20 protein-coding genes and 2 pseudogenes are annotated in these 24,833 nt (G+C 70.8%); 12 read left to right on the top strand and 10 right to left on the bottom strand.

Features of this window, described 5'->3' with window-relative positions:
- Positions 1 to 154: 154 nt before the first annotated feature.
- Together ACIBAE_RS17770 and ACIBAE_RS17765 are read left to right on the top strand one after the other, a co-directional pair.
- Positions 155 to 398: pseudogene (locus tag ACIBAE_RS17770) on the top strand (ISAs1 family transposase); the annotation flags it as partial.
- 271 nt (positions 399 to 669) lie between these two features.
- Entirely contained in the window at positions 670 to 1,497 is an 828-nt protein-coding gene (locus tag ACIBAE_RS17765) for a glycoside hydrolase domain-containing protein (RefSeq protein ID WP_399285917.1), read from the top strand.
- 1,441 nt (positions 1,498 to 2,938) lie between these two features.
- On the opposite strand, the gene ACIBAE_RS17760 is transcribed toward ACIBAE_RS17765, so the two are convergent.
- The 4 genes from ACIBAE_RS17760 to ACIBAE_RS17745 form a co-directional block, all read right to left on the bottom strand.
- Complete coding sequence (locus ACIBAE_RS17760) at positions 2,939 to 3,475, bottom strand: hypothetical protein (RefSeq protein WP_399285915.1); 537 nt, start codon at positions 3,473 to 3,475, stop codon at positions 2,939 to 2,941.
- Between the two features lie 244 nt (positions 3,476 to 3,719).
- The gene (locus ACIBAE_RS17755) at positions 3,720 to 4,607 is read right to left on the bottom strand and encodes an NAD-dependent epimerase/dehydratase family protein (RefSeq protein ID WP_399285913.1); all 888 of its coding nucleotides are present in this window, start codon (positions 4,605 to 4,607) and stop codon (positions 3,720 to 3,722) included.
- Between the two features lie 107 nt (positions 4,608 to 4,714).
- Positions 4,715 to 5,689 carry a DMT family transporter gene (locus tag ACIBAE_RS17750; protein ID WP_399285911.1) on the bottom strand — a complete coding sequence of 325 codons (975 nt, stop codon included), beginning with the start codon at positions 5,687 to 5,689 and terminating at the stop codon, positions 4,715 to 4,717.
- A 120-nt stretch (positions 5,690 to 5,809) separates the two neighbouring features.
- Positions 5,810 to 7,288: an amidohydrolase family protein gene (locus tag ACIBAE_RS17745; protein ID WP_399285909.1), complete on the bottom strand. Its 1,479-nt coding sequence runs from the start codon at positions 7,286 to 7,288 to the stop codon at positions 5,810 to 5,812.
- Positions 7,289 to 7,499: 211 nt separating this feature from the next.
- On the opposite strand from ACIBAE_RS17745, the gene ACIBAE_RS17740 reads away from it, so the two are divergent.
- From ACIBAE_RS17740 to ACIBAE_RS17715, 6 genes and pseudogenes are all read left to right on the top strand, one after another.
- Positions 7,500 to 8,336 (top strand): helix-turn-helix transcriptional regulator, encoded by an 837-nt coding sequence (locus ACIBAE_RS17740; RefSeq protein ID WP_399285907.1) that lies wholly within the window; start codon positions 7,500 to 7,502, stop codon positions 8,334 to 8,336.
- A 177-nt stretch (positions 8,337 to 8,513) separates the two neighbouring features.
- Positions 8,514 to 8,639 (top strand): hypothetical protein, encoded by a 126-nt coding sequence (locus tag ACIBAE_RS17735; protein WP_399285905.1) that lies wholly within the window; start codon positions 8,514 to 8,516, stop codon positions 8,637 to 8,639.
- 288 nt (positions 8,640 to 8,927) lie between these two features.
- The gene (locus ACIBAE_RS17730) at positions 8,928 to 9,752 is read left to right on the top strand and encodes a hypothetical protein (protein WP_399285903.1); all 825 of its coding nucleotides are present in this window, start codon (positions 8,928 to 8,930) and stop codon (positions 9,750 to 9,752) included.
- A 436-nt stretch (positions 9,753 to 10,188) separates the two neighbouring features.
- Positions 10,189 to 12,660: a PQQ-dependent sugar dehydrogenase gene (locus ACIBAE_RS17725; protein ID WP_399285901.1), complete on the top strand. Its 2,472-nt coding sequence runs from the start codon at positions 10,189 to 10,191 to the stop codon at positions 12,658 to 12,660.
- A pseudogene (locus ACIBAE_RS17720) lies at positions 12,657 to 13,835 on the top strand (ThuA domain-containing protein); the annotation flags it as partial. The gene ACIBAE_RS17725 and the pseudogene ACIBAE_RS17720, both read left to right, overlap by 4 nt.
- A gap of 176 nt (positions 13,836 to 14,011) precedes the next feature.
- A complete protein-coding gene (locus ACIBAE_RS17715) occupies positions 14,012 to 14,803 on the top strand; it encodes an SDR family oxidoreductase (RefSeq protein ID WP_399285899.1) in 792 nt (263 codons plus the stop codon).
- Positions 14,804 to 14,901: 98 nt separating this feature from the next.
- Here the strand turns inward: ACIBAE_RS17715 and ACIBAE_RS17710 are convergent, their stop codons facing one another.
- The 3 genes from ACIBAE_RS17710 to ACIBAE_RS17700 form a co-directional block, all read right to left on the bottom strand.
- The gene (locus ACIBAE_RS17710; RefSeq protein WP_399286134.1) at positions 14,902 to 16,440 is read right to left on the bottom strand and encodes a GAF domain-containing protein; all 1,539 of its coding nucleotides are present in this window, start codon (positions 16,438 to 16,440) and stop codon (positions 14,902 to 14,904) included.
- 124 nt (positions 16,441 to 16,564) lie between these two features.
- Positions 16,565 to 17,608, bottom strand: coding sequence for a rod shape-determining protein (locus ACIBAE_RS17705; protein WP_399285897.1), 1,044 nt, complete (start codon positions 17,606 to 17,608; stop codon positions 16,565 to 16,567).
- A 165-nt stretch (positions 17,609 to 17,773) separates the two neighbouring features.
- On the bottom strand, positions 17,774 to 18,343 hold the full coding sequence (locus tag ACIBAE_RS17700; RefSeq protein WP_399285895.1) for a hypothetical protein: 570 nt from the start codon (positions 18,341 to 18,343) through the stop codon (positions 17,774 to 17,776).
- Positions 18,344 to 18,490: 147 nt separating this feature from the next.
- Here ACIBAE_RS17700 and ACIBAE_RS17695 point away from each other — a divergent pair, with 147 nt between their 5' ends.
- Complete coding sequence (locus tag ACIBAE_RS17695; RefSeq protein WP_399285893.1) at positions 18,491 to 19,303, top strand: hypothetical protein; 813 nt, start codon at positions 18,491 to 18,493, stop codon at positions 19,301 to 19,303.
- 63 nt (positions 19,304 to 19,366) lie between these two features.
- Here ACIBAE_RS17695 and ACIBAE_RS17690 read toward each other — a convergent pair whose 3' ends face one another.
- Positions 19,367 to 19,804 carry a MarR family winged helix-turn-helix transcriptional regulator gene (locus ACIBAE_RS17690; protein ID WP_399285891.1) on the bottom strand — a complete coding sequence of 146 codons (438 nt, stop codon included), beginning with the start codon at positions 19,802 to 19,804 and terminating at the stop codon, positions 19,367 to 19,369.
- Between the two features lie 117 nt (positions 19,805 to 19,921).
- Here ACIBAE_RS17690 and ACIBAE_RS17685 point away from each other — a divergent pair, with 117 nt between their 5' ends.
- From ACIBAE_RS17685 to ACIBAE_RS17675, 3 genes are all read left to right on the top strand, one after another.
- Positions 19,922 to 20,941, top strand: a complete 1,020-nt coding sequence (locus ACIBAE_RS17685) for an NADP-dependent oxidoreductase (RefSeq protein WP_399285889.1) — start codon at positions 19,922 to 19,924, stop codon at positions 20,939 to 20,941.
- Between the two features lie 79 nt (positions 20,942 to 21,020).
- Positions 21,021 to 21,449 (top strand): organic hydroperoxide resistance protein, encoded by a 429-nt coding sequence (locus tag ACIBAE_RS17680; RefSeq protein WP_399285887.1) that lies wholly within the window; start codon positions 21,021 to 21,023, stop codon positions 21,447 to 21,449.
- 115 nt (positions 21,450 to 21,564) lie between these two features.
- Positions 21,565 to 22,431 carry an EI24 domain-containing protein gene (locus ACIBAE_RS17675; protein WP_399285885.1) on the top strand — a complete coding sequence of 289 codons (867 nt, stop codon included), beginning with the start codon at positions 21,565 to 21,567 and terminating at the stop codon, positions 22,429 to 22,431.
- Positions 22,432 to 22,633: 202 nt separating this feature from the next.
- On the opposite strand, the gene ACIBAE_RS17670 is transcribed toward ACIBAE_RS17675, so the two are convergent.
- Both ACIBAE_RS17670 and ACIBAE_RS17665 read right to left on the bottom strand, forming a co-directional pair.
- On the bottom strand, positions 22,634 to 23,614 hold the full coding sequence (locus ACIBAE_RS17670) for an aldose epimerase family protein (protein ID WP_399285883.1): 981 nt from the start codon (positions 23,612 to 23,614) through the stop codon (positions 22,634 to 22,636).
- Positions 23,615 to 23,625: 11 nt separating this feature from the next.
- Positions 23,626 to 24,573 carry an SGNH/GDSL hydrolase family protein gene (locus ACIBAE_RS17665; protein ID WP_399285881.1) on the bottom strand — a complete coding sequence of 316 codons (948 nt, stop codon included), beginning with the start codon at positions 24,571 to 24,573 and terminating at the stop codon, positions 23,626 to 23,628.
- Positions 24,574 to 24,833 lie beyond the last annotated feature (260 nt).

Below are 24,833 nucleotides of genomic sequence, written 5' to 3'. Positions count from 1 at the left end.
GTGCCCAAGGTCTGGGCCCGCTGCCGGGGGCCTTGGGGCGAGGCCCGTTTCTGTCGCTCCGTTTCTTGATGAAGAGATCGACGCGCACCTGGCGCAGTGGGTTCCGGTGCCTGTCGACTTCGTGAGCCGGTCCGGTAAGCATCGACAGCTGGCAGTGTTCGTCGCGGTCCGGCACGGCGACGCACTGACCGCCGCCCCGCGCGAGATCGGCGCCAAAACCAACGAAATCCCGGAGTTCCAGTTCTTGCTGGACACCATTGACGACGTAGACCTGGCCGGAGCTGTGATCACCGTCGACGCGCTGCACGCGCAAAAGGGCCCCCCGCTACCTCGTCGAGGACCGAAACGCCCACTACCTGCTGACCGCGGTGCGAGCGTCGACAGGACCCCGACGACGCCGTCCGTGAAGGAGATTTTCTGCTTGATCCCTCGACGTAGGCGAAGAGCGGTACGCGATAGGCATTTCGCTGTCACGCGGAGTCTTGCGTCTCTCCCGGTCACGACGTCCGTGTCGGCTACTGTGCGATGCGCTCCTGACTTTCGGAGCGCATCGCTGCGCCACTGTGGGCGCGGAACTGCACCCGGACTGCGGCCGGCCTCTGCCAGAGGACAGACCGCTGTCCCGGGTACGTCGGAGGCGGCCACAAGCCGCACTGAATAGGGTGGGGAATGTCCAGACATCGGCTGTCCAGGAAAAGCCGTTACATCGCGTGGGCGACCACGGGGGTCGTGGTGGTCGCGGGTGCCGGTTTCGCGGCACAGACATCCATGGCCGCTACCGCCTGGCCTGCGCAGAAGACGTACACCGGTCGGGCGTTCGACACGTGCACCGCACCCTCGCTCAGTGCGATGAAGGCGTGGCGCACGGGGTTCTACGGCGCTGCCGCTGTCTACATTGGCGGCAAGAATCGGGGCTGCGCCCAGCCCAACCTGACCAAATCCTGGGTGAAGTCGGTCAACGCCACTGGGTGGAAGGTCATTCCGCTCTACGTCGGCGCGCAGCCGCCCTGCCAGAAGAGCGCGAACCCGGAGAGGTTCACCTCCTCCACGGCTGCCTCGGTCGGCGCGAGCAACGCCGAGGACGCGGTGGCCAAGGCGTCAGCGCTCGGGATGAAGGCCGGCAGCCCGATCTACCTGAACATGGAGTCGTACGACATCACCGACAAGGCGTGCAACGACGCCACCCTCACCTACGTGCGCTCCTTCACCAAGACGCTGCGCAACGCGACTTACCGGGGCGGGCTCTACGGTTTCAGCAGTTCCAGCGCCAAGGCTGTCGCCACCGCCACGAACAAGACGGACCTGCCGGGCAACCTCTGGTACGCACTGTGGGACAAGAAGAACACGACCACCACGGACTGGCCGTGGAAGCCGACCCAGTACACCGGCCACAGCCGCGGCCACCAGTACATGGTCAACAGCAAGGAAACCCGCGGCGGTTACACGATCACCGTTGACCGCAATGCATGGGACGCCCCGGTCGCGATCATCGGCTGATGGGAATGCGTGGTCGTTGACAGGCGTCAAGGTGCGGGGCCGGACGGTGTGGTGCAACCGGGCGAGGCTTTGACGGCTTGAACGCGGGGGATCGATGCCGCGCAGGCCGGAGTCGAGATTCCGGCCGCTGCACACCCTTCCCTGGCCCCATGAGAGGGACCAGGGAAGGGTGTCCCCGTGACACGGGCGCCGGGATCGGTCCAGGTCACGCCCAGCATGCTGAACCGCGTCCGTCAACTGGGCAATCCCGGGATCTTCTTGGACGGCCTAGTCCTCTGCAGAGAGACCGAGCGCGACAGGACTTGACCGCCTCGCCGTTGGTCGGGTCGTACGAGATGGTGACCTGAGGAACAGCTGCCCCGGAACCGCCGGTGATCGCGACCTCGGCAGGGCGGCCTGCAGCGTCGTGGGTAGTCGTGGTGGTACAACCAGGAGCTCGTACTGCTTGATCAGTACGGCAGGGGTGGTAGCGGGCGTCGAATATGGGGAATGGCTGCGGCCGTGGTGACCCGACCGGCTGGCGTCCTGATCTTTCAAGGAGCGACTGGCCGTGGGGAGAACGGCGCCGCCGGGGGAAGCGATCCGAAGCCCGTCACTGCCCACTGGCAACGCGCAGTGACTGGTTGCGATTGCCGCAACCTTCAATGCGAACTATCGAGCTTGGGCTGGCGGCTGACCTTGCCCGCAGCCTGCGGTGGGAAGTCCAGAGCACGGTTGGCCCCGGAGCAGCCCTCAGCCTCCGCAGGGACATGACATCGCGTCAGGCGAACACGGGCCCGCGGAACGTAGGCGATGTCGGCGATGGCCGTACGGTCCGAAGCCCGCAACCGAGATTACTCGGTGACTGACACGGGTAGGGAGAGGTTCTGTAATCGAATCGGCGGCGTGCGCTGCGGGCGGGCCATGATGGGCTGCTGAGCGGCAGATGCGCCCCAGGCGGATTCCCTCCCGCTGCTGGCGCATGGCTGCCCCGTAGCCGTGCGGTACGTACCGCACGGCTACCGGGCGGCCCGGGATCGAGCCGGACGCAGCGGGATCCAGCAGGATGTGAATGTCCGCCTCTGTGACGTTTCCGCAGGTGAGAGCCGTCACCCTTTTGGGTTCGAGTCCCACCCGCCCCACCTTGAAGAAGCGATCCGACCTGCAAAAACGTCACTGCTGGGACGTTTTTGCAGAGTCGGGTGTCTCACGCAGCGACTCCGCGATGCCCATCACGGCATTCATCAAGAGCCACACAAGCAAATCTGGCGCTGTGTCGTACGGGGTCGTCGGGCGTACGCGCTCAAAACGATCACCGGCCTGAAGGAGCGTGCCCTTCTCCGCGCACACCACCGCCCGGACGCCCCGGACGCCCCGGACATCATCGACGGCGTCCGGGCGGAGGTGTGCACCGGTCCCGGTGTGCCGGGGTGAAGTGCCCGCGGTGGCGGGACGACGGGCGCTACGGCGTCCTGGCGTAGGTGTAAGGCGCCGACACCCCGGCGCTGTGGTGGTCGGCGGCGGCCAGCGCGGCGGCGAGGCGGGCGCGGGGCTTCATGGACAGGGCGCCGGTGGCATGCAGCGCGCCGAGGGCCAGTTCGTCGCCGCAGCCGACCGCCGCGTAGCCGTCGGCGGGTTCGCCCACCTGGTAGTCGCTGTCTATGGCGAACAGCCGGCCGTGCACCCCGACCAGGAACGTCCCCGCCTGTTCCTGCTCGTTGTCCTTCCGCGCCCAGCCGCCGTCCTTGAGACAGGTGCGCAGGGTGTTGATGAAGGTCGTCACCATGAAACGGTCGAGGTCGCCCTTGGGGCGCGGGGCCTTGAAGGCGTGATGGATCAGTTGGCCCATGCGGAAGCTGGTGGTGAAACCCATGGCGTAGGGGCCGTTGGTGAAGACCTTGGGGTCCCGGCGGAGGGTGATCTGATAGCCGGCGACACCGGCCGAGTCGCCTCCCAGGTACACGCGCTGTTGGTGAACCAGTCCGACGATCACGGTCACGTAGGCCTCCGAGATTCTGCGGGATCAGAGGTGCGCTGAGCACTCGTTCCCCATGGTCCCGTGGGCGTCCGTGCCGGGGAGCCGAAAGACCGAAACCGGTCGGGCCGGAACCGGTCGGGCCGGAACCGGTCGGGCCGGAACCGGTCGGGCCGGAACGCCCGCCGGCGCCGGTCCGTGTCGGAGTCGGACCGGCGCTTCACTGTTCCGCGACCGGGCTTCCCCGGGGGCGGTGCGAGCGGTGCGGCTACTTCTTCGGGGCGTAGCTGCCGGTCTCCAGTTCCTCGACCAGTGACGGGCGGCTCGGCTTCCAGCCCAGTTCGGTACGGGCCCTGGTGGCGGCTGCCTGCTGGCTGAGCAGCAGGGCGTCGGCGAAGAGCTCACCGAGCCGGGCGCGGGCGTCCTGCGCGGTCGCGGGCCGTACGGAGCCGCCGCCGCCCGACGCGCGTGAGGCGGCTTCACCGAGTTCGCGGACGGTGGGGTTCCGGCCGTCGGAACCGATGTAGTGCCCGTCCGCCCGGCTGTCCTCCAGTGCGCGTACGTACAGGTCGGCCAGGTCGTCCACGTGGACGGTCGTCCAGTGCTGGGTGCCGTCGCCGATCAGGAACGGGGCGCCGGATTCGGTGCGCTCCGCCCCGGAGATGACGTTGGGGATGCCGCCGCCGTGGCCGTACACGACGGCGGGGACCACGACGACTCCCCGTACCCCCTCGGCGCCGAGTGCGATCCGCTCCACTTCCGGGCGCCAGGCGGTGAGAGCGGGCGGGTCGAGAGGGGTTTCCTCGGTGATGACCGCGCCGTTGCCGTAGACCCAGATCCCGCCCGTATGGACGTAGGGCTTGCCCGTTCCGGCGAAGGCGGCGGTGGCCGCCGTCGCCACCGCGGAGTCCACGGCCTGGCTGGTCGCGTCACCCGGGCTCGCGGTGTGGACGGCCCCGTCGGTGACGGCGATCTTCGGGGTCAGCCACGCGATGTCGGTGATGTCGCCGATCAGGGCCGTGGCCCCGGCGGCCGTCACCTTGGCGGCCGCGTCGTCGCTGCGGACCAGTGCGGTGACCTGGTGGTCCGCGGCGGTCAGCCGGCGCAGGACGGCGGATCCGACGAAGCCGGTCCCGCCGGTCAGAAAGATGTGCATGATGCGGTTCTCCTGTGTGTTCCTGTCGTACCCGTGTTCCGGGGTGCCGGTGGGGCGCCACATGGTTACCTCGTACGGCCCGATCCCGAACCTGTCGGCGAGGCGGGTCAGGCGCGCTTCTCCCGTGAGGCGATGACCACCGCGATGAGGGTCAGGCCCGCGCCGACGATGGTCAGGGCGCCGATGGAGCTGCCCGCCGAGGGAAGTGCCAGATCCAGCAGGATCGAGCCCACCAGCTGTCCGGCGATCGAGCCCATGCCGAGGAGCAGGACACCGATCTTGCGGACGAGGATCACCGACGCGCCGATGAACACCACACCGCAGATGCCGCCGAGGTAGACCCACCAGTCGGTGGGAAGGGACTCCGGAGCGCTGGTGAAGAGGGTCTTCACGCCCCAGACGAGCGCGAGGAAGAGCGCACCGACGAAGAAGTTCGCCCAGGTCGCCGCGAGCGGCGAGCCGACCTTGGCTCCGGTGGCACCGTTCATGGCCTGCTGGAAGCCGAGGAGGAACCCGGCGGCCAGTGGCGCCAGCGCGGGCAGCAGGATGTCCAGCAGGCTGGGCGCGCTGATCAGCTGGGGGATCGCCGCCACGAAGGCCGCGATCAGGATGAGTCCGGCGCCGGTCAGCCGCTGCCACCCCGGGCGCCGCTTCGGGGCCCCGCCGAAGCCGATCGAGTCCACGAGCAGACCACTGAGGGTCTGCCCCGCGATGGCCGCCACCGTGAAGACGGCGACCCCGACGACCAGCGCCGTGGTGGACTGCGCCAGCGCGAGGGTCGAGCCGAAGACACCGGCGGCCAGGTACCGGCGCGGTAGCTCCCGGAGCCGGATGGACGTCCCGTACGTCCGCAGCCCCCGGCGGATTCCGGGGGAGAACGCGGCGACGATCGTCATGATGATCAGGCCGCCGGCGAAGCTCATCGCCGCCGCCGCGATTCCGTCGTGCACCCCCTTGCTGAGCTGGCCGTTGATCCGCGCCTGTATCGGGATCAGCAAGCCGATCGCGACGGCCAGGGCGATGGTGGGCGTACGCGAGGAGGAGCGGACACCCGCCTTCACCTCGACTTCCAGTGCGGTCATGGCGTTCTTCTCTCACTTCTTCGGGTGGTTCTCCGCGCTGTCTTCGCGCGGTTCTTCGGGTTTCTTCGAGCGGGGCCTCGTGCGGGGCCTCGTGCGGGGCCTCGTGTGGGGCCTCGCGCGTCAGCTCTCCGTGGAGGCGGCCTTCTCGGCTTCGGCGAAGAGCCAGTCGCGGGACTGCTCGGCGACCTGCCGGATGGTGTGCATGTCCACGCCGACCAGGTGGCCGTCCCACTTGCGCACCACGCCGTCGACGAACACGGCGGCGACGTTGCCGGGGTGCGCGTAGGCGACGACGGTGGCGACCGGGTCGGTGGCCGGGATGGTGTTGGGGGCGGTGGTGTCGATGAGGATGATGTCGGCCTGCTTGCCGACCTCGATCGAGCCCGTCCGGTCGATCAGTCCGGCGTTCTCGGCGCCGCGCAGGGTGGCGAACTCGATGGCGTCGGCCGCGGTGATCGGGGCCGGGACGTTCTCCTCGGCCGCGTTGCGGCGCCCGTAGACCCCGCCGCGCTGGAGGTGGGTGAGGACGCTCATCTCGGTGAACATGTCGACGCCGTAGCTGAGTTCGTTGTCCATGCTCAGCCCGGGGCGGACGCCGTGGGCGAGCGCGTCGTTGATGGCGGGGAAGGACGGGCCGAGGCCGAAGAGGGTGTCGGAACGCGGCGAGACGTTCACCTTGACCCCGGTGTCGGCGATGATCCGCCACTCCTCCTCGCTCAGTCCGAGGACGTGGTTGAAGGTGTGCTTGTCGGTGACGAGGCCGAGTTCGTGGAGTTCGACGAGGTTGTCGACCCAGTCGGAGCCCATCTCGGAGGAGACCCAGAGGCCGCGCTCGTGGGCGAAACGCCATTCGGCGGGGTCGGCGGTGGTGTCCATCATGCGGAGGGTCACCAGCTGGTCGGCGGAGGTGAAGTACTCGCCCTGCAGCCGGTCGAGGTCGGCCGGCCACTGCCGGTCCCACTCGCCGAAGCGGGGGGCGGCGGCGGCGTGCACCGCGCGGATGCCGGAATCGAACAGCGCTTCGACGGCCGCCGAGGAGTGATCGGCGGAGCGTGAGTTGTGCGAGTTGTCGATGATGGTGGTGACACCGGTGTAGAGGCTGACCAGGGAGCTGACCAGGTTGCCGATGTAGGTGTCGTGCGGGCGGTAGTGGGTGGCCAGCGACTTGTGCGCGACATCGAGGTACTCGTCGAAGTCGGCGTCGGGGGACATCCCGCGCAGCTGTCCCTCCCAGGCGTGCAGGTGGGAGTCGACGAAGCCGGGCATGAGGATGGAGTCCGAGGCGTCGATCACGACGGCGTTGGTCTCGTCGACACCGGCACCCGCCCCGGGGCCGACCTCGGCGATCCGGCCGCCCACGACGAGGACATTTCCGTGAACGACGCTCTGATCGGCCTTGCCGGTGACAATGGTGGCGTCCCGGAAGAGAATGCGGCGATTCGCATCACCCTCGGTTTTGATGAGGCCGTCGAGAACCGAGGCGTTCTTCGCGGCACGGCTTCGGAATTCCAGGGCGGCGCCACTGTGGGCGAAAGCGGAACGCATGGCGGAGGACTCGCCGGGAACGGCAGGCCGCTGAGCAGACTCGGAGTTGTTCATGTCCACCACCATGACCCATGAAATGGCCCGGGAGAACACCGGAGAGTGACCGTGTCCAGGGTGGGAGTGCCACACCCTGGCAGTTGTCCTGACAGTCTTCCGTGGCAGTCCTGGTACGAACGGGGAACACCGCCGTACCTCGCCGCGTTCAGGCTAACGGTGAGGCCGGACGGGTTCGCGTCGCGGCGTCCGATTGCTGAGGTGAGAGTCTGTGAGTACGACCACGCCGCTGGGTGCTTTTCTGCGGGCCAGACGCGAGGCGTCCATCCCGCACGGCAGTGCCGAGGCCCTGAAGCGCCGCAGGACTCCCGGACCGCGCCGCGAAGAGGTGGCGGTGCGGGCCGGGGTGAGCGCGGACTATTACGCGCGGCTGGAGCAGGGCCGCGAGCGGCGGCCGTCCGCCCAGGTACTGGGCGCCATCAGCCAGGCACTCGGACTGGACAATGCCTCGCGTGATCATTTGTTCGACCTCGCGGAGAGTATCGGAGCCTGGCCTTCGGTGACGGCGATCTCCGGGCCGCCGGTGATCCAGCGCGTTCCGCCGGAGATCTCACGATTGATCGAATACCAGCTGCGCGGACCCGCGCTGGTTCTCGGCCCGTGGGGAGACGTCCTCGAAAGCAACGCGGCCGGTCTCGCGCTCTACGGCGATGACTGGATCCACGGAAATATGGCCTCTTCCGTATTCCTCGACACCCGGGCCCGGCTTTTCTACGCGGATTGGGAGGCCGCCGCGCGCTGCTCGGCCGGAGTACTCCGCGTGGCCTATGGGAAAGATCCAGGAAACAAGCGCTTCGCTGAGATATACGAGGAGCTGAGCGACCGGAGTCCCGATTTCCAGCGGATCTGGGACGAATATCCCGTCACCCGGAAGTCCGCCGGCAGCAAGCGGATCAACCACGAGCTGGCGGGCCCGCTCGACCTCGCCTACCAGCTGCTGGAACTGCCGCAGGCCCCGGGACTTCAGGTACTGCTCTACCAGTCGGGCGTCGAGTCCGAACCGGCCCCGGTGGAAGACCACAGACTGCTTCAGCCGCTCGACCGGTAGCCGCCGCCCGGTAGCCACTCGACCGGGAGCCCGCCGAACGGCCGGCGGATGAGTGGTGCGCCGCTGATCTGCGCGCCGTGAGTCGCGCCCGGGTCGGCCGTTGGCCAGGTCAGTCGGACCGGCCGACGGATGTACGGCCCCCGCTGGGAGTCCACGCGGGGGCACGCGTCGCAGTGCTTGACCTCTCCGGGGCTGCCCCATGTCATCGACCGGGGCGCCATCCTCGTCGCCCTCGCCGTCGGCGGGATCCTCCGCTGGGCGGGGCAGAAGCGGGTGGACCGGCGGGACGCCGGCCGGGCATGAGCGGCGGCGGAGTCGATGGGCCCCACCGTGCTCGGCCGGACGGCGCCGGCCGCGTGGACGGCGCCGGCCGCGTGGGCGGCGCCGGCCGCGTGGGCGGCGCCGGCCGCGTGGGCCGTCCGAGCCGTGTGGGCCGCGCCGGACGATGGCGGGAAAGCGTCCGGTGCCCGTGGGGCGGCGGACGGTGTCTCCCGGGGCTCCGGGCGGTGCGGGTGCTCGCGTATGGTCGCCATCCGGCCGGTTCCCGCGAGGGCCGCCGGCCCGCGTTCTCTCCGATCACTGGGAGCCCCCGTGTCCGTCGTCCCGCCCCGGATCCTCTACGTCACCGACCTCGCCTACGAGGCCAAGGGGCGCCGGTACTGCGATGAGGACATCGCGCTGTCGGCCCGGCTGCGGCGGGACTTCGCCGTCGCGCTCTGTCATCCCCTCGACGCCGCGCGGCTCATGGCGGACTTCGACGCCGTCGTGGTGCGCAACAGCGGGCCCGTGCTGCATTACCAGGAGCAGTACGACGCCTTCCGTGCGAGCGCCCTCGCCGCCGGGGTACGGGTGTACAACCCGTTGACCGGGCGGGGCGACATGGTGGGCAAGCGGTATCTGGTGGAGTTGAGCGCCGCCGGGTATCCGGTCATACCGACGGTCGACCGCGCCGAGGATCTCGGACGGCTGCCGGAGGCCGGAACGTACGTCGTCAAGCCTGTGGCCGGGGCCGATTCGATAGGGATGGAGTTCGTCCCCGCCGAACGGCTGGCGGGCCTGGACTGGGACGGTCTGCTCGTACAGCCGCGCGTCCCGTTCCGCTACGAGGTGTCCTTCTACTTCGTCGACCGCGACTTCCAGTACGCCCTGTACGCGCCCGATCCCGAGCGGCGCTGGGAGCTGGTGCCGTACGAGGCCGGGAGCGCCGACCTGGAGTTCGCCCGGCGGTTCATCGACTGGAACGGCCTGTCGCACGGGATACAGCGGGTGGACGCGTGCCGTGCGCCCGGCGGGGAGCTGTTGCTCGTCGAGCTGGAGGACCTCAATCCGTATCTGTCCCTGGAGTCGGTGGACGCCGGGACCCGGGAGGCGTTCGCCGCCCGGATGGCGGCCTCGCTGCAAGGTCTCCTGGGCTGAGCGCCCGCGTGCTCCTGGGCTGAGCGCCCGCGTGCTCCCGCGCTGAGCGCCCGCGCGCGGGCCGGTCCTGGACCCCCTTCGTATACGGCCGTATACGGCTGGGCTTCGCCGCTGTTCACGCACCCGGCGGTGTCCGAAGCGTGCCCAGTTGCCGCGTTGTTCCGGCGGTGCTCCGGCCGCCGAACCGTGCTGCTCACGGCCCGTACCCACCGCCCATTTCCGCACATTTCGCTGCCCGATCGGCCCCACGCCCGCGCCCGTTCGGGATTTTGACACGTCCTTGACAAATTAATTCCGTGTTGCCAGCATGCAACTCGCTCCACGCGGAAGCAGAGACTCCCGGCCCCACCGAAGGACCTCTATCCACCGCAAAGCGCGACGGCGCGCGCCTTGCCTGACGTATATCCCCCCACCGCAAAGTCAGGAAGGAAGCCCGATGTCACTACGGCCCCCAGCGTGGTCCAGACTCCTCACGGCTCTCGTGCTCGCGGTCACCGGCGGCGTCACCGTCGGTGCGGCGGCGACCGGAGCAGCCGGAGCGGCTGCCGAGATACCCGCGTCCGACTACCAGCAGGTCCAGCTCGCCTCCGGCGCGGCCGAGCTGGGCGAGGCGATGTCGCTCGCCGTACTGCCCGACCGGTCGGTCGTGCACACGTCCAGGGACGGCACGGTCCGGCTGACCGACGCCGCCGGCAACACCAAGGTCGCGGCGAAGCTGAACACGTACACGCATGACGAGGAAGGTCTGCAGGGCGTCGCGGCCGACCCCGACTTCGCGGCCAACCACTACCTGTACCTCTACTACTCGCCCCGGCTGGACACCCCGGACGGTGACGCGCCGGTCAACGGCACCGCCGCCGACTTCGAGCCGTTCAAGGGCCACCTGAACCTTTCCCGCTTCACCCTCAAGGACGACGGCACGCTGGACACGGCCAGCGAGAAGGTCGTCCTCGAAGTGGCGAACGACCGGGGCCAGTGCTGCCACGTCGGCGGTGACATCGACTTCGACGCGCAGGGCAACCTCTACCTGTCGACCGGCGACGACACGAACCCCTTCGAGTCGCAGGGCTTCGCGCCCCTCGACGAGGGCACCGACCGCAACCCGCAGTTCGACGCCCAGCGTTCCTCGGGCAACACCAACGACCTGCGCGGCAAGGTCCTGCGGATCCACCCGACAGCCGACGGCGGCTACACGGTCCCGGACGGCAACCTCTTCGCCCCGGGTACCGCCGGCACCCGTCCCGAGATCTACGGGATGGGCTTCCGTAACCCGTTCCGCCTCGCCGTCGACAAGCCCACCGGCATCGTCTACGTGGGTGACTACGGCCCCGACTCCGGCGTCACCGACCCGAACCGGGGCCCCGGCGGCCAGGTCGAGTTCGACCGGCTGACCTCGGCGGGCAACTTCGGCTGGCCGTACTGCACCGGTACGAACACCACGACCGAGTCGTACAACGCGTACACCTTCCCCAACGGCCCCTCGGGCGCCAAGGCCGACTGCGCCAACGGGCCCACCAACAGCTCGCCGCGCAACACCGGCCTGGCGCAGCTGCCGAAGCCGCAGAGTGCCTGGATCAAGTACGGCGGCGACGAGGGTTCCCCGCCCGAGTTCGGCGGCGGCTCCGAGTCGCCGATGGGCGGACCGGTCTACCACTTCGACGCCGCTCTCGACTCGAACGTGAAGTTCCCCGAGGCGCTCGACGGCCGCTTCTTCGCCGGTGAGTACGGCCGTCAGTGGATCAAGGCCATCGAGGTCAACGGCGACGGCAGCCCCGGCGCCATCGAGGACTTCCCGTGGTCCGGCACCCAGGTCATGGACACCGCCTTCGGCCCTGACGGCGCGCTGTACGTCCTCGACTACGGCACCGGCGCCGACGACCAGGCGCTCTACCGCGTCGAGTACGTCGCCGGCAGCAACCGCAACCCGGTCGCCCAGGCCGCCGCCGACAAGACCTCGGGCCAGGCGCCGCTCGCCATCGCCTTCTCCTCGGCCGGCAGCTCCGACCCCGAGAACGGAGCGCTCAGCTACGCCTGGGACTTCGGGGACGGCGCCACCTCCACCGACGCCAACCCGAGCCACACCTACACCGGGAACGGCACCTACCAGCCCACGCTCACGGTCTCGGACCCGGAGGGGCTCACCGGCAGCGCGAGCCTGGTGGTGACGGTCGGCAACACCGCGCCCACCGTGACGCTGAACACGCCCAGCAACGGTGAGCTGTTCGCCTTCGGCGACACCGTGCCGTTCACCGTCGAGGGCAGTGACCCGGAGGACGGCGCCATCGACTGCGCCAAGGTCAAGGTGACGTATCTGCTGGGGCACGACAGCCACCAGCACCAGATCACGTCGGCCAACGGCTGCTCGGGATCCATCGCGGTCCCGACCGATGGTGAGCACGACAGCGCGGCCAACCTGTACGGGGTCTTCGACGCCGAGTACACCGACGCCGGCGGCCTGACCTCGCACATCCAGAGCATCCTGCAGCCCCGCCACCGGCAGGCCGAGCACTTCTCGGCGCAGTCCGGCATCGAGATCGCGAGCCACGGCAGCGCCGAGGGCGGCAAGACCGTCGGCTTCACGGACGACGGCGACTGGATCTCCTTCAAGCCGTACGCCGTGGACAACGCCACCCAGCTCTCGGCGCACGTCTCCTCGGCGGGCCCCGGCGGCACCATCGAGGTACGGGCGGGCTCGGCCACCGGCACCCTGCTGGGGACGGCGACCGTCGCACCGACCGGTGACTGGGAGAAGTTCGCCGACGTGACGGCGAGCATCGGCAACGCGCCGGCCGGATCCACCGAACTGTTCCTCGTCTTCAAGGGACCGTCCGGCCAGGGGAACCTCTTCGACGTCGACAGCTTCACCTTCACCACCGCCACGGCGGCGGCGAAGGGAGCGAGGCGATGAGGCGCCGGCTCACGCGCCGCGCGCAGCTGTCCTGCGTCCTCGCCGCCGCGCTCGGCGCCGCCTTCCTGGCGCCCGGTGTGACGGCCGCGCAGGCCGCCGCCGACCCGTACGACGTGCTCGTCTTCTCCAAGACCGCCGGATTCAGGCACGACTCGATCCCGGCGGGCATCGCGGAGATCCAGGCACTCGGCGCGGCGAACGACTTCACCGTCACCGCCACCGAGGACAGCGCGGTCTTCACCCCGGACAACCTCGCCCAGTACGAGGCCGTGGTGTTCCTGAGCACGACGGGCGACATCCTCGACGACGCCCAGCAGGACGCCCTCACGGGGTACGTCGACGGGGGCGGCGGCTATGTCGGCATCCACGCCGCCGCCGACGCCGAGTACGAATGGCCCGCGTACGAGCATCTCGTCGGGGCCTGGTTCCAGAGCCACCCGGCGATCCAGCAGGCCACGGTCGTCACCGAGGACGCGTCGCATCCGGCGACCGCGCACCTCGATCCGACCTGGTCCCGTACCGACGAGTGGTACAACTACCGGTCCAACCCCCGGGCGGACGTGCGGGTGCTCCAGAGCCTCGACGAATCCAGCTACACCGGCGGGGAGATGAGCGGCGACCACCCCATCACCTGGTGCCACACCGAGGGCGGCGGCCGGTCCTTCTACACCGGGCTCGGCCACACCATCGAGTCGTACGCGGACCCCGCCTTCCAGCAGGAGCTGCTCGGCGGGATCCAGTACGCGGCCGGTGCCGTCGAAGCGGACTGCACCCCCCAGGCCGGCGGCGGTGACGACGGCGGTACGGGGGTCGTCGAAGCGGAGTCGTACACCTCCTCCTCCGGCGTGGAGGCGGCGGGCCACGCCGGGGCGGGCGGCGGCCGCACGCTCGGCTACATCGACAACGGCGACTGGGCCGGATACGCGTCGGTCGACACGACAGGCGCCACGTCCTTCACCGCGCGGGTGTCCTCGGCCGGTGCCGGCGGCACCATCGGGATCCGCTCGGGCTCGGCCACCGGGACCCTGCTCGGCACGGTGGACGTCGCGCCCACCGGCGACTGGGAGACCTTCACCACGGTCTCCACGACGCTGACGGGCACCGGAACAGGGCCGCTGTTCCTGACCTTCTCCGGAGGGTCGGGTTCCCTGTTCGACATCGACAGCTTCAGCCTCGCCGACGGGGAGGCCGTGGGCTGACCGGCTGACGGTGTCGGAGCGGCGGTGCCCCCAGGGGCGCCGCCGTTCGCCGTTTCCCCGGGACGGCAGCGCCCACCGCCACCGGCCGGGTCCCCGCGCTCCGGACGTCGTGCTGCGGCAGAGTCGTACGCAAGCGACGGAAAGGACATGTGATGGCGGCTCGGACAGGCGACGCGCGGGAACTCGAAGGCAGGCGGGCCCTGGTCACCGGCGGAACCCAGGGCACCGGCGCGGCCGTCGCGGCGCGGCTGCGGGCCGCCGGGGCCGAGGTGACCGTGACCGCCCGGCACCTCCCGGACGGCTCACCGCACCCGGACCGGTTCGTCGCGGCCGACATCGCCACCCCCGAGGGAACCGACGCCGTCGTCGAGCGCGTACGGGCCGATGGAGGGGTGGACATCGTCGTGCACGTGGTCGGCGGTTCGCGGGCTCCCTCGGGCGGCTTCGCCGCGCTCACCGACGACCTCTGGCTCGGCATCCTCCAACTGAACCTGCTCGGCGCGGTCCGCCTGGACCGCGCCCTGCTGCCCGGGATGATCGAGGCGGGCTCCGGAGCCGTCGTCCACATCGGCTCGATCCAGAGCCGGATGCCGCTGTACGACGCGACGCTGGCCTACGCGGCGGCCAAGGCCGCGCTCAGGGCGTACAGCAAGGGCCTCGCCAACGAGGTCGCGCCGAAGGGCATCCGCGTCAACACCGTCTCGCCGGGTTTCGTCCGTACCGAAGGGGCCGAGGGCCTGGTCGCCCGGATCGCCGAAGGCCAGGGCGTCGACAGGGAAACCGCCCTGGGGCAGCTGATGGACTCGCTGGGCGGCATCCCGCTGGGCCGGCCCGCGCGGCCGGAGGAGGTCGCCGAGCTGGTCGCCTTCCTCGTCTCCGACCGTGCCGCGTCGATCACGGGAGCCGAGCACATCATCGACGGAGGCACCCTGCCCACCATCTGAGAGGAGCGGGCGCCTGCGCAGGAGCAGGAGCAGGAGCAGGAACAGGCGCAGGCGCACAGGCTCGGCCGGGCGGTCGCCGACCCGGCCGGGCGCTCGCGTCAGCGCGGTGCTTCCCAGGTGACGGTCGTGCCCCGCTCGTCCGGCGCCTCCCCGGTGCCGCCCTCGCGCAGGCCGTTGTCGACGACCACCAGCCGCACCCCGTCGCGGCCGTCCGGCAGCGGCGCCGTCGTGTCGACCTCCACCTCGATCGCCGTCACACCGGTCCGGCGGTGCGCGGCGGCCAGCGCGCCCCGCAGTACGGAGACCAGCTGCCGGCCCGCCGGTTCGCCGACGAGCGTGTCCACCGGTCCCTTGAAGCGCACGGACGGCCGGAATCCGAGCAGGACCGCCGCTCCCGCCGTCTCGCCCAGGACCTTTCCCCGGATGCTCGTCGGGGCGTCGGCCGGCGGCTGCTGGAGCGCGAAGATCGCGGTGCGTACTTCCTGGATGGTGGAGTCCAGCTCGTCGACGGCCCGGCCCAGCAGCTCGTCCAGATCGGTCGTCGTCGCGCGCCGCCGGGTCGATTCCAGCATCATCTCGGTGGCGAAGAGCCGCTGGACGACCAGATCGTGCAGGTCGCGGGCGATCCGGTCACGGTCCTCGTACACCGCGAGCTGCTCCCGGTCGGCCCGCGAGTCGGCGAGCACCAGCGCGAGCGCGGCCTGGGAGGCGAACTGCGTGGCCAGCAGACGGTCCTCGGCGGTGTACGGCCGGCCGCCGCGCCGTCGCGGCAGCGCGAGCGTTCCGATGAGCTTGCCGCCGCTCTGCAGCGGCAGCATCATGCTCGGCCCGAAACGCACCCGTACATGCGTGCTCATCCGGGGGTCGGTCGCCGAATCGTCGATGAACACCGGTTCCCCGCCGAGCAGTTGGACGAGAATGGGGGAGCCCGGTGCGATGGTGGTGCCGACGATGTCCCCCGGGTCGTCGACCGTGGACGCTGCGACGATCTCCATCCCGCCCTCGGCGGTGGGCTGGAGGACCACGCCCGCGTAGGCGTCGGCGAGGGCGCGGGCCGATTCGGCGACGGTGATCATGGCGTCGGTGGCCGTCTCGCCGGTCAGCAGGGCGTTGGTGACGGCGGCGGCCCCCGCGATCCACCGCTCGCGCTGCCGGGCCGTCCCGTACAGCCGGGCGTTGCCGATCGCGATACCCGCCTGCGAGGCGAGCACCCGCAGCAGTCCCTGGTCCTCCTCGGTGAACGCGCCGCCGCCCTTCTCCGTCAGATAGAGGCTGCCGAAGACCTCGGTGTCCACCCGGATCGGGACGCCGAGGAAGGAGCGCTTGCCGGGGCGGCCCGACGGGACCCCGGCCGATCGCGGGTCCGCCGCCAGATCGTCGATCCGCAGCGGACGGGGGTCCTGGACGAGGATGTCGAGGAGCCCTTTGCGGCCGTCGGGGAGCCGCCCGATGTGCTGCCGGTCGGCGTCGCTCATACCGGCCGTGAACAGCTCGGTGAGCCGGCCGCGTTCGGAGTCGACCACCCCGAGCGCGCCGTAACGGGCGCCGATCAGGTCGGTGGCGGTGTCGACGATGTGCTGGAGGGTGGTGCGCAGTTCGAGGTCGGTGCCGATACCGAGGACGGCTGCCAGCAGCATGGGCAGCCGGGGCGCCGAGGCGGCGTCGCCCACCGAGGCCGCCTCGTCCGCCTCGTCCGTGTCGCCGTCGCTGCTGGTGTCGCCGGTGTCGCCGGTGTCGCTCACCGCGCCGTCCGCCCCGCTGTCAGCGCGCGTCGGCCAGCGGGGACAGGGTCATCGGCTGGACCTTGCCTTCCAGCATCGCCCCGAGCCCGAGCACGGTGCAGATGTCGGGGCGGTCGGCGATGGTCACCGGCATGCCCGTGGCGTCGCGCACCAGCTGGTCCAGGCCGGGCAGCAGCGCGCTGCCGCCGACCATCGTGATGCCGCTGTCGGCGAGGTCCGCCACCAGGTCGGGCGGGCAGTCGCGGAGCACCTTGCCGATGCCGTCGAGGACGGCGGTCAGCGGCGTGTAGATCGCTTCCCGTACGGCCGAGGTGTCGACCAGCACGGAACGTGCGACGCCGGTGGCCACGTCCCGGCCATGGATCTCCGTGGCGGTGGGGCCCCCTTCGGAGAGGCCGTTGTTCTTGAGCGCCAGTTGCAGCGGCCGTACGGCCTGACTGGGCAGCACCAGCTGGTGCTGCTGGCGCAGGTGCTGGATCACCGCGTGGTCGATGGCGCCGCCGCCGACCGGAATCCGCTGGGCCGTGACGATCGCCCCGAGCGAGAGCACCGCGATCTGGGTGGTCGCCGCGCCGCACACCATGATCATGGTCGCGTTGGGCTGCTCCACCGGCAGACCGCAGCCGACGGCCGCCGCGATCAGCGTGTCGACCAGCTCGACCCGGCGCGCACCCAGGCCGACCAGGGTCTCCACGGCGGCGCGCTGCGCGAGCGGGTCGCTGTCGTGCGGGGTGGAGGCGGCGGCGCGCAGCCGGGGCTTGCGGCGCAGCTGGCGGCGGAGCTTGTCGCCGAGGAGGTGCCGCAGCATCCGCTGGGCCATTTCGACATCGACGACCGAGCCGCCACGGACGGGGCGGGCGACCCGGATGTAGGAGGGGGTGCGGCCGGTCATCTGCTCGGCGAGGGTGCCGACGGCGATGAGCGCGCCCGTACGGGTGTTCACGGCGGCGACGCTCGGCTCGTCGACGACGAGCCCGGCCCCCTTCACAAAGACCCGGGTCCTGGCGGCCCCCAGGTCGACGGCGATATGGCAACGGCGCAACTGCTCAAGACTGACGGTCACGGCAGGTTCTCTCCGAGAGCGCTGATGTGGGCACCGGCGGCCGCCGGCCCTGTTCGCATCGTGCGCGTGCGGGAGGCGCCGCGCGCGCTGGGTTGCGCCGGTCGGTGGCATGGAGTTGACGGGACGGCGGAGTTCGACGGCCGGGCCGCCCCGGGCTCGTACGGCCTACGCGGACCGCGCGGACCAGCGCTGCAGCAGTCCCCAGGTGAACTCCGCGGCGGCCGGGCGGCCGTCCGGGAGGGTGAACGCCAGCCCCGTACGGGTCGGGGCCGTGCCCTCCAGCGGACGGGCGGGCGGAAAGGCCCGCGCCACCTCGTCCACGGTGCACGACCAGGGGCGCAGATCCTCCGCCGTCCGCAGCCCGGGGCCGGCCGCGCCCGGCGCCCGGACCAGCCATTCGTTCCATACGGCCCCGCCGGGCGCGGCCGTCGCCTCGAACCGCAGATCGGGCCAGAGCGGTACGGGCCACAGCAGGACGTCGCACTCCAGATCGCCGATCGTCCGGCGGAAGGTCAGCTCCGGTGGACCGAGCACGGAGCGGTAGCGGGCCAGGGTGCCGCGCGCCCTGGGGGAGCGCACCATCGCCTGCCAGCGGCGGTTGGCGTCGCGCATCCCGGCCAGGGACACACCCAGTTCGCGCCGGGCCTCATCGACCAGTTCCGGCTGATGGTCCGCCATCCGGCGCAGCAGTACGAGCTGGAACTGGAGCGGCCCGAACGGCCCGGTGGACGTCATACGGCCATGCTGCCGGGCGCACGCGCCGTCGTCCTGCTGTTGGTGTGGACCGGAGCACCGGGCCCGGCGTCCGTTCCGACTTTCACACAGGATCCTTACAAGGTCGTCCCCACCCGCCCTCCGGCCGCGACATACTCTGCGGGCGCCATGAACTACTGCCACGCCTGCCGGCGCCACCTCAACGGAGCCCTGACCTGCGCCGGATGCGGCGCTCCCGCCGCCCAGCAGCAGGGGTGGTCCGGACCCGACGCGGCTTTTCCCCACGCGGAAGAGACTGCCGTCACGGCCATCGGCGCCGGTACCACGGACCCGGCAGCGGCAGCGGCCGAGGATACGGACGCCACCGCCGACGCCGGTACCGACGGCGCCACGGCCCGGGGCGCCGACACGGCCGGGACCGGACCCGCCGCCGGGACCGGCCACCGGCGAGGCCGGGCCGACGCCCGGCGCCGCTCGCGGCCGCGCCGGGCGCGCAGCAAGCGGCGGCGCAGGGTGATGGCGGCCGGGCTCGGCGTCCTGCTCGCGGCCGGTGCGTTCAGCCTGGCCGAGCTGGCCGTGGAAATGCCCGGCCAGGACTTTTTCGGCCCGGTGGAGCTGGAGAAGGAGGCGCCCACCGGAGAGGCCGCCGAACCGGCGGCCGCCGAGGACACCGGCAAGCCGGGCGAGGCCGCGTCCTCCGCCCCGGCCGCCGGCCGTTCGTCCGGCGGCCGCAAGGGTGCCGGAGGAGGTGGGTCGGCGTCGCCGGAGGCGTCCCCGTCGGCCTCACCGCCGGCAAGCGCCGGCGCCGCGAGTCCGACCGGCACCCGTCCGGCGGCGCCGCAGTCGCCCACCGCGACGCCCGCGGAGCCGACCGAGCCGCCCGCCGGGCCGACCACCCAGGCCCCGCCGCCACCGCCGCCGGCCAGCACCGAGCCGGGCCGGGATCCGATCGAGATCTGCTACGGCTGGCACTGCCCCTGAAACGCGGGGGAAGCGCTCACCGAGGCCCTCGGCAAGGCCGCCGGTGAGGCCTCGGTGAGGCGCTCAGTGAGGCGCGTCCTCGCCGAGCATCCGTTTGAGCAGATCGCGCAGCACGCCGCGCTCCTCCTCGGACAGCCCGGCGAGCGGCTCACGGGCGAAGTCCAGTGAGTCCCGCAGCTGCGTGGCGGTCGCCAGCCCCTTGTCGGTGGGGGCGGCGAGCTTGACCCGGCGGTCGGCCGGGTCGGGGCGGCGCTCCACCAGGCCGCGTGCTTCGAGCCGGTCCACGATGCCGGTCACGTTGGACGGCTCGCATTTCAGCTTCTGCGCGATCCGGCGCATGGGCATGGGTTCCAGGGACAGCAGCCCCAGCGTGCGCGCCTGAGCGCCGGTGAGGGAGTGCTGGGACGCGGCCTGGTCGTACTCCTCGTAATAGCGGGCCACGACGGTGCCGATGAGTTCGACGACCTCTTGGGTCAGGGGGTCTCTGCGTGAAGTGGCCATGGGGCCAGGTTACCCAGTTGCTTGACAACATGAAATATTCAAGAGCATGGTTGTTTCAGATGGTGAAGCTTTTTCGCCGGACCATCTGAGTTGGACTATCTGAGGAGGCCCCGCACCATGACCGCTCTTCCCACGTCCGGCCGCGCATGGCATCTCGTCGCCCGCCCCCACGGCTGGCCCGAGCCGGGAGACGTCGCCCTGCGCGAGGTCCCGGTGACCGAGCCGGGCGAGGGCCGGATCCTGGTCCGCAACCTGCACTTCTCGGTCGACCCCTACATGAGGGGACGGATGAACGACGTGAAGTCGTACACGCCCCCCTTCCAGCTGGACCAGCCGATGGACGGCGGCGCGGTCGGCGAGGTCATCGCCTCCCGCGCCGAGGGCTTCGCCGTCGGCGACCACGTCGTGCACGGCCTCGGCTGGCGGGAGTACGCCGAATTCCCGGCCGCTCACGCCACCAAGGTCGACGCCTCGATCGCCCCCCTCTCCGCGTACCTCGGGGTGCTCGGCATGACCGGCCTCACCGCTTACGCCGGCCTCTTCGAGGTCGCCTCCTTCACGGAGGGCGACGCGGTCTTCGTCTCCGGCGCGGCCGGAGCCGTCGGCAGCCAGGTCGGCCAGCTGGCCCGGATCAAGGGCGCCTCCCGGGTCATCGGCTCGGCCGGTTCCGACGAGAAGGTCAAGCTGCTCGTCGAGGAGTACGGCTTCGACGCGGCCTTCAACTACAAGAACGGGCCCGTCCGGGATCAGCTCAGGGAGGCGGCTCCCGACGGCATCGACGTCTACTTCGACAACGTCGGCGGCGAGCACCTCGAAGCCGCGCTCGGCTCGCTCAAGCTGCACGGCCGGGCCACCATCTGCGGCATGATCGCGCAGTACAACAACACCGAGGCAGCCCCCGGGCCGCGCAACCTCGCCGTGATCATCGGCAAGCGGCTGCGTCTCCAGGGCATGCTGGTCGGCGACCACGCCGCGCTCCAGCCGCAGTTCGTCAAGGATGTCGCCGGCTGGCTCGCCTCCGGTGAACTCAAGTACCACGAGACGGCCGTTGAGGGAATCGAGAACGGCTTCGACGCGTTTCTCGGACTGCTGCGCGGTGAGAACACCGGGAAGATGATCGTCACGCTCGATCGTTAGCCCGACAGTCGCGACAGCTCAGCCGTTTCAGCGGCTTCAGTAGTTTCAGCACGGTTGACCACATGGAGGAAAGCACCGCATGACCATTCAGAAGCTCGACGTCGTGTACACCGCCGTCGCCACCGCCGAGAACGGCCGTGACGGCCGCGTGTCCAGCGACGACGGCAAGCTCGACGTCGTCGTCAACCCGCCCAAGGAGATGGGTGGCAGCGGTGCGGGCACCAACCCGGAGCAGCTCTTCGCCGCCGGATACAGCGCCTGCTTCCAGGGCGCGCTCGGCGTGGTGGCCCGTCAGGCGAAGGCCGACATCTCCGGCTCGACCGTGACCGCCAAGGTCGGCTTCGGCAAGACCGAGGCCGGCGGCTTCGGCCTGGAGGTCGCGATCTCGGCGTCCATCCCGAACGTGGACGAGGCGACCGCCAAGGAGCTGCTGGAGAAGGCGCACGCGGTGTGCCCGTACTCGAACGCCACCCGCGGCAACATCAAGGTCGAGCTCTCCGTCGCCTGAACACCAGCGCGTTGAGTACCGCACAGCGGTACGACCGAGGGCCGGATCCCCGCGCGGGGTCCGGCCCTCGGGCCGTCCGGACCCGTTGTCGGACCCCGCCGGTAGTGTGAACTCCATGCGTGATCTCGGTGCGGGCTTCGGCTATTTGATAAAGGGCCAGCGATGGGTCGCCGGCCACGGTCGGTGGTTCGGATTCGGGCTGCTGCCCGGTCTGGTCATCCTGGTGCTGTACGCGGGCGCGCTCATCGGCCTCGGCTACGGCGCGGACAATCTGACCGCCTGGGCGACGCCCTTCGCCGACGACTGGTCCTCGCCCTGGCTCGGCCTCTTCCGCGGCTTCCTGACCGTGCTCGTCTTCGCGCTCGGGCTGTTCCTCGCGGTGATCACCTTCACCGCCGTCACGCTGTTGGTCGGCTCACCCTTCTACGACTCGCTCTCGGAGGAGGTCGACCGCGCGGCGGGCGGCGAGGTCCCCGAGTCGGGCCTGTCGTTCTGGCGCGACCTGTGGATATCCGCCCGGGACAGCCTGCGCATCCTGGTGCGGGTGGCGCTGTACGGCGTCCTGCTCTTCGCCCTCGGCTTCATCCCGGTCGTCGGGCAGACCGTGATCCCCGTGATCGGCTTCTGCGTGTCCGGCTTCTTCCTGACGGAGGAACTGACCTCGGTGGCCCTCTCACGGCGCCGCATGGAGCTGAGGGAACGCCTCATACTGCTCCGTGGCCGCAAGATGCTCGCCCTCGGCTTCGGTGTGCCCCTGACCCTCGCCTTCCTGGTCCCGCTGGTGGCGGTCTTCCTGATGCCGGGAGCGGTCGCGGGCGCCACCCTGATGGTCCGTGAGCTGACGGCGCCCCCGGCGTCGGACCCGTCAGATCCGTCAGCCCCGGCAGACCCGGTGGATGAGCACGCGTCGTCCCGCCCGGACGCGACACTCGTTCTCGGCAAGGCCCCGCAGCCGCAGCCGCCGTCGCAGGCCCAGCCGTAGCACCCGTGGCAGGACACCTCCACGAGCCCACTCCTTCGCCGCCCGCCGCCCGCCGCCCGCCGCCCGCCGCCCGCCGCCCGCCGACCGGGCGTCACGACCGCGATCCACGCGCAGGCGTAAGAGCCGGGGAATCGGGCAGGCGTACGGTCCCCGGGGCGGCACCTGACACCGCCCCGGGGTCATATCCGTGGGCCCGTCGCTCCTACCGCACCGCGAAGCCGTACGTCGTCGTCGAGGCGTACACCTCGCCGGGCCGCAGCACCGTGCTCGGGAACGCGGGGCGGTTCGGGGAGTCCGGGAAGTGCTGGGTCTCCAGGGCGATCCCGTCGCCGGGACCGTACGGCTTTCCGTCGAAGTGGTCGCCGGTGTAGAGCTGGAGCCCCGGCTCCGTCGTCGTGACGGTCAGCACCCGGCCCGACGCCGGGTCGTACAGCTCCGCCGCGAGCGGTTCGCCGTCCAGCACGAAATTGTGGTCGTAGCCGCCGCCCACCGTCCGGGACGCGCGGAAGTCGAAGCGCGTACCGTCGACCGGTGCCAGCTCTCCGGTCGGAATGGCCGCACCGTCCACCGGGGTGATCCGCCCGGCCGCGATCCGCAGCTCGTGCCCGGCCGCGCTGCCGCTGCCCGCGCCGCCCAGATTCCAGTACGTGTGATTCGTCAGATTGATATGCGTCGGGGCGTCCGTGACCGCGCGGTACGCGATCCGCAGTGAGCCGTCCGCCTCCAGCGTGTACGTCGCCGAGACGTCCAGCCGGCCGGGGAAGTTCTCCTCGCCGTCCGGGCTGATCCGCGACAGCCGTACCCCGTGCTCGCCGTCCCGCTCCGCGTCCCACACCCGCCGGTCGAAACCCCGCTCACCGCCGTGCAGGCTGTTCGGCCCGTCGTTGCGGGCGAGTTGGTGGGTGCGGCCGTCCAGGGTGAAGGCGGCGCCCGCGATGCGGTTCGCGTACCGGCCCACCAGCGCCCCGAAGTACGGCCCGCTGGACTCCAGATAGCCACCGACATCGGGGAAGCCGAGCACCACGTCGGCGACGGTCCCGTCCCGGTCGGGCACCTCGACGGACTGCACCACACCGCCGTACGTCAGCAGACGTAGCCGGGTGCCGGCCCGTTCGAGGGTCCAGCCGTGGACGGGCGTACCGTCGGCCGTCGCACCGACGCGTTCCGTACTTATGACAGTCACGGTCGAGCACCCTACGCGGGGGGCCGCGCCGCGGTGACATTGCGGTACGCGATGTCCGCCAGCCGTCCCTGCCCGTTCTTGCTGGGATGGAACCAGTCCCAGTGGCTCAGCTGGTCGCCGGTGAACCGGTAGTCGAAGACCGCCCCGCCGTCGTACCGGCAGCGCGGATCCTTGCCGCACACGTCTTTCAGCACGCCGTTGTACGCCACCACCCGCTCGTACACCATCTCCCGCCGGCTCCGCGCCCGCTCGCTCTCGCTCTGCGCGTCCCCGAGCATCGTGGCGCACAGGCCCAGCTTCCAGATCTGCCGGCCCAGCGGATTGGTCCGGCCGGTGGACCAGAGGCGCTTGAGGTCCGGCACGCTCGACACGTACACCTGCGCCTTGGGCGCCCCGGCACGCAGCTGACGCATCGACGCCTCGAACGAGGCCCGGAAGTCGGTGACCGGTGTCATCTGCCGCGTCGAGTCCCGGCAGGCGTCATTGGCGCCCACCATGACGGTGACCAGCTCCGGCCCGCGCCGCGCGGCCCGCGCCATCTGGCCGGGCAGGTCGGACATCCGGGCCCCCGACGCGGCGTCGTTCCAGCTCTGGTCGGCCACCGCGTGCGCGCCGAGGAGCCGCAGCGCGAGGCTGCGTACCTCGGTGTCCGTACCGGTCGACCAGGAGACCTCCGGACAGTCCGTGAGCACCACACAGGCGTCGAAGCCGCGGGTGATCGAGTCGCCGACGGCGGCGATCGACGCCGGGCTCCGGTCCCAGAGGGGGGTGGGGCGCGGAGACGGACTGCCGCGCTTGCCGGATGTGGCGGACCCGGCGGAGCCACAGCCTGCCAGCGCGCCGACGGTGGACAGCACCACGGCCGTCAGCGCGGCGACGCAGGCACGGGACCGGCGGCCACGGCCGCGAACACGGTCACGGCCCTCTCCCTGATGACGGCTTCGACGGATCTCCCGCATCGCGGTCCTCCTGGTTGGCGTCCTCGGGTCACTCCGGGTCCTCACGCTTCCGGCGGAGTCCCCGGCGAGTGAAAGCTTCGCGCATATCGGCACCGGGACCGACGGTACGTCACCCCGGTTCCCCCGTCGCACGGTAGCTTTTCCCACGTCGAACCAGAGGCGCGTGATCCCTCGGCTCCGGTAAATTACATCACGTCACATACTGTCCCTTTTGCGGAGTTTCACTCCCGATGCTGTTTACTGAGGCCGCTGGGAAAGGC

Origin of the sequence: Streptomyces sp. NPDC051569, assembly GCF_044454085.1 — a bacterium.
Classification (GTDB): domain Bacteria; phylum Actinomycetota; class Actinomycetes; order Streptomycetales; family Streptomycetaceae; genus Streptomyces.
The sequence above is the reverse complement of the archived record's forward strand: the minus strand, read 5'-3'. Positions and strand labels throughout refer to the sequence as shown.